The organism is Pseudorhodobacter sp. (genome assembly GCF_030452865.1).
GTDB lineage: Bacteria > Pseudomonadota > Alphaproteobacteria > Rhodobacterales > Rhodobacteraceae > Pseudorhodobacter.
In genome coordinates this window covers 1-4,604 of record NZ_JAKDLJ010000298.1, presented here as the reverse complement: position 1 = coordinate 4,604, position 4,604 = coordinate 1, and the positions used below count along the sequence as shown (strand labels likewise).

General features: G+C 63.4%; 3 protein-coding genes. 2 read left to right on the top strand and 1 reads right to left on the bottom strand.

All coding sequences use genetic code 11. The features are described 5' to 3' along the window. The first annotated feature begins 24 nt into the window (after window positions 1-24). Window positions 25-1,941 carry a peptidylprolyl isomerase gene (locus tag L0H65_RS14960; RefSeq protein WP_301459844.1) on the top strand — a complete coding sequence of 639 codons (1,917 nt, stop codon included), beginning with the start codon at window positions 25-27 and terminating at the stop codon, window positions 1,939-1,941. Window positions 1,942-1,945: 4 nt separating this feature from the next. After that, window positions 1,946-3,454 (top strand): anthranilate synthase component I, encoded by a 1,509-nt coding sequence (gene trpE / locus L0H65_RS14955; protein WP_301459843.1) that lies wholly within the window; start codon window positions 1,946-1,948, stop codon window positions 3,452-3,454. Between the two features lie 27 nt (window positions 3,455-3,481). On the opposite strand, the gene L0H65_RS14950 is transcribed toward trpE, so the two are convergent. Then, window positions 3,482-4,604: polysaccharide deacteylase family 2 protein (locus L0H65_RS14950; protein WP_301459842.1), on the bottom strand; the 1,123-nt coding region annotated here is incomplete at its 5' end.

The following is a 4,604-nucleotide window of genomic DNA, read 5'->3' as shown; positions in this document are numbered from 1 at the left end:
CCCCGCGCCCCGAACACCCTAGACATGGCCAAACAGCGTTTCCTGAGGCAGCAGATGGCAAAATCGACCACGAAATCGACGAAGAACCCGACTGACGACCAACCGAAGAAAAAGGCCAAGGGCACCAGTGCCGTTGTCTGGATCCTGATGGGGATGCTGGTGCTTGGCCTCGGCGGTTTCGGCATCACCAATTTCGGCGGCGGCGTCACCACCATCGGCAGCGTTGGCGACCGGGAAATCGACGTGAACGATTATCAACGCGCCTTGCAACAGGATATCAACGCGCTCTCCGCGCAGGTCGGCACCCAACTCACTCTGCAACAGGCGCAGGCTTTCGGGCTGGACGCGCAGGTGCGCCAGAAGCTGATCAATACCGCCGCCGTCGACAACGAGGCAGAGCGCATCGGCATCTCGGTCGACGACGCCCGTGTGGCGAAGGAAATCACCGACCAGCCCGCCTTCAAGGGTCCGTCTGGCGCGTTTGACCGCGACACCTATCGCTACACGCTGGATCGCAACCGCCTGTCGGAGTCGCAATATGAATCGAAAATGCGCGAAGACTTGTCGCGGTCCTTGCTGCAAGGGGCGGTCACCGGCGGCTTTATCGCGCCCGATGCGGTGACCAGCACGCTTTACGCCTATATCTCCGAACGCCGCAGCTACAGCCTGTTGCCGCTCACCTCCGCCGATCTGCAAAGCCAACCCGGCACCCCGGAGGAGGCGGAACTGAAAAGCTATTACGAGACAAATATTGCGCAATTCACCCGGCCCGAGGCGCGGCGCATCACCTATGCAGCCCTGCTGCCTGACGATATCGCCGACAAGATGCCGCTGGATGAGGCGGCCCTGAAGCAGATGTATGAAGATCGCAAAGCCGAATATGTGCAACCCGAACACCGGCTTGTCGAACGTCTGGTGTTCCCGACCGAAGCAGCAGCAGCAGCGGCCAAGACCAAACTCGACGCAGGCACCCCGTTTGAAACCCTCGTCAGTGATCGCGGCGTTTCCCTTTCGGATATCGACCTCGGCGACAAGGCCGAAGCCGATCTCGGCGCTGCCGGTCCCGCCATTTTCGCGCTGACCGAACCCGGCGTCGTTGGCCCCTTGCCCTCTGACCTCGGCCCCGCGCTTTACCGCATGAATGGCGTTCTTGCCGCGCAAAACACCAGCTTTGAGGATGCCCGCGCCGATCTGACGGCGGAGCTGGCAACCGATGCCGCCCGCCGCGCCATTGATGACCAGATCGAGGGTATTGATGACCGTCTTGCCAGTGGTGCCACGCTGGAGGATCTGGCCAAGGAAACCGATATGAAACTCGGTCAGATTGATTTCACTGCCAGCTCCAACGAAGGAATCGCTGGCTATCCCGCCTTCCGCAAGGCCGCCGATGCCGCAGCGGTCGGGGATTTTCCGGAGGTGGTGCAACTCGACGATGGCGGCATCTTCGCGCTGCGTCTGGATGAAATCGTCCCCCCGGCCCCGATCCCGTTTGACGAGGCGCGTGATGCTGTCGCCGCAAGCTGGCACAAAGCCGCCGAAACCAAGGCACTTACCGCGCTGGCGGAGGGTATCAAGGCCAAGGTCGAAGCCGGTGCCGCCCTCGGCACCTTCGGCGTCGTCGCGGTCTCCGGTCCGGTTACCCGCTCCAGCACGGTCGAAGGCAACCTGCCATCCTTGCTGACAACCCTGTTCAAGATGCAGGAAAATGAGGTCCGTGTGCTCAACGACGGTGCGTTCGTGGCGCTGCTTCAGGTAAACAGCTTAACCCCCGGCGCGTCTGACGGTGCGGATGCCGCAGCATTGAAAGGCGCGCTGTCGTCGCAGGTGGAACAGGCGTTGTCGCAGGATGCGTTTCAGCTTTATACTGATGCGCTGACCAATGGGGCCGGGATCACCATCAACCAGGCGGCAATCAACGCCGTTCACGCGCAGTTTCGCTAAGATCATGGCGCAACTGACCCCCGACTTCACGACGTTCGAGGCAGGCTGGGCGCAGGGGCGCAATCAGGTGGTCTATGCCCGTATCGCCGCCGATCTCGATACGCCGGTGTCATTGATGCTGAAACTGGGCGAGGCGCGCGGCGACACCTTCATGCTCGAATCGGTGACCGGCGGCGAGGTGCGCGGGCGCTATTCGGTGGTCGGGCTGAAACCCGATCTGATCTGGCGCTGCCGGGGCGAGGTGGTGGAGATCAACCGCGAGGCGCGTTTCGATCCCGCCGCGTTCAGCGCCGATCCTGCACCGCCGCTGCAAAGCCTGCGTGCGCTGATCGCGGAAAGTGCCATCGCCACGCCCGAAGGTCTGCCCGCCATCGCCGCCGGTCTGTTCGGCTATCTCGGCTATGACATGATCCGGCTGGTCGAACATCTGCCGAATGTGAACCCAGACCCGCTTGGCCTGCCCGATGCGGTGCTGATGCGCCCTTCGGTCGTTGCGGTGCTCGATGGTGTCAAGGGTGAGGTGACGATCGTGGCCCCGGCCTGGGCCAAATCCGGGCTTTCGGCGCGCGCGGCCTATGCCCAGGCCGCCGAACGGGTGATGGACGCGCTGCGCGACCTTGACCGCGCGCCGAGGGCAGAGCGGGACTTTGGCGAGGCGGCAACCGTGGGCGCGCCGGAATCGAACTTCACCCATGCGGGCTATCTGCAAGCGGTTGAAAAGGCCAAGGATTACATCCGCGCCGGGGATATTTTTCAGGTCGTCCCGTCGCAGCGTTGGAAACAGCGGTTCGAAGCGCCGCCTTTCGCGCTTTACCGTTCGCTTCGGCGCACCAATCCGTCACCCTTCATGTTCTTCTTCAACTTCGGCGGCTTTCAGGTCATCGGGGCCAGCCCGGAAATCCTCGTGCGTCTGCGTGACGGCGAAGTGACGGTGCGCCCCATCGCAGGCACCCGCAAACGTGGCGCCACGCCGGAAGAAGACCGCGCCCATGAGGCTGATCTGCTCTCGGACCCGAAGGAACTGGCCGAACATCTGATGCTGCTCGACCTTGGCCGAAATGATGTGGGCCGCGTCGCGAGAATCGGCACCGTGCATCCGACGGAGCAATTCATTATCGAGCGCTATTCCCACGTCATGCATATCGTCTCTAACGTCGTCGGCCAGATTGCGGACGGACAGGATGCGCTTTCGGCCCTGCTCGCCGGCCTGCCCGCAGGCACGGTTTCGGGTGCGCCCAAGGTGCGCGCAATGGAAATCATTGATGAGCTGGAGCCGGAAAAGCGCGGTGTCTATGGTGGCGGCGTGGGTTATTTCGCGGCGAACGGAGAGATGGATTTCTGCATCGCGCTGCGCACCGCCGTTCTGAAAGACCAGCAACTCTACATTCAGGCGGGTGGAGGTGTGGTCTATGACAGCGACCCGCAATCGGAATATGAGGAAACCGTGAACAAATCCAACGCGCTGCGCAAAGCAGCCGAGGACGCGGGCCTGTTCACGCGCGGCAACCGCTAAGCCAGCCAAACCGGCGCGAAGCGCGCGCTATTTCGCCATCAGAACTGCCGTTACCGGTGCAAGCGCCACCATCGCCGCACGTCCCTCAACCGCCCATTCCAGCAAGGCCGCCACGGTTTCGGGCCGGGTGCGACCGGCCACCACAACCTTGCCATCCTGCGCCGCCTTGAACGCCGCGCGGTCAAGATAACGGCGGATCACCGGTGCCGCTTCATCCCCGCCATCAATGGCGCGGAAAATCGTGGCGCTGCGAATCCCTTCGCGCTGTGCCACCTGCGCCGCCGCGTTCAAGCCGTGATCCCATGAAATCACCCCGCGCCCCTGCGCGTTGATCAGCGTCAGAACCTGTGTCGCCAGCGCGCGATTGCCCTGAAAACCGCCATTTTCGACATCAAGGACAGCGACGGCTTCCGGCAGAACCGCGCCCGTCGCCGCAAAACTGACCTCCAGATCCGAAGCTGTCGCCCCGTCCGGAATCCCGGTCGCGAGCATCACCACCTCCTGCCCTGCCGCACGGTAGATTTGGGCGGCGGTCTTGGCATCGGGTTTCGTCGGATCAATCGCGAATGTCACCGGAAACGGCATTGCTGCCAGCGCCTCCCGGTTCACATCCGGGCCACCGGTATCCAGCAGCAGGATTGAGAACAATGGCTTGGCACCGGGGTTTTCAAACGCACGGGCATAGCGTTCGATTGGCGGCACGGCTACGATCTCCGACTCTGCCACTTCTACCGCTTCGGCATTCTTTGCAGGTTGCCCACCGGCGGCGGGAGCATCCTCAATCCGGGGCAGACGATTGATCTTGACGCCATCGACCTTGCCCGAAAATCCGGGTGCAGGGCGGATCGTCGGCGCAGGTGTCAGGGCAGGTGCCGGCGTCAGCGCAGTCACAGGCGTCTCCGGTGCGGCCTCCGTCATGTCAGGCTTCTCGGGGGCCGCCTCCGGCAAGGTTTCCGCGACCGCTTCGGGCTTCCCTTCAGGGGCCGCTTCCGCGCTCCCCTCTGGCGCGTTTTCTCTCACGACCTGCGAAGGTGGTGTGGGTTCGGCGGCGGCTATCACCTCCGGCTCTGGGGTGCCAATTTCAACGACGGGTGCGTCCGCGACAGGGGCGGCGGGGGCCGAGTCCGGATCCGGCGGTGCTGCATCGGGG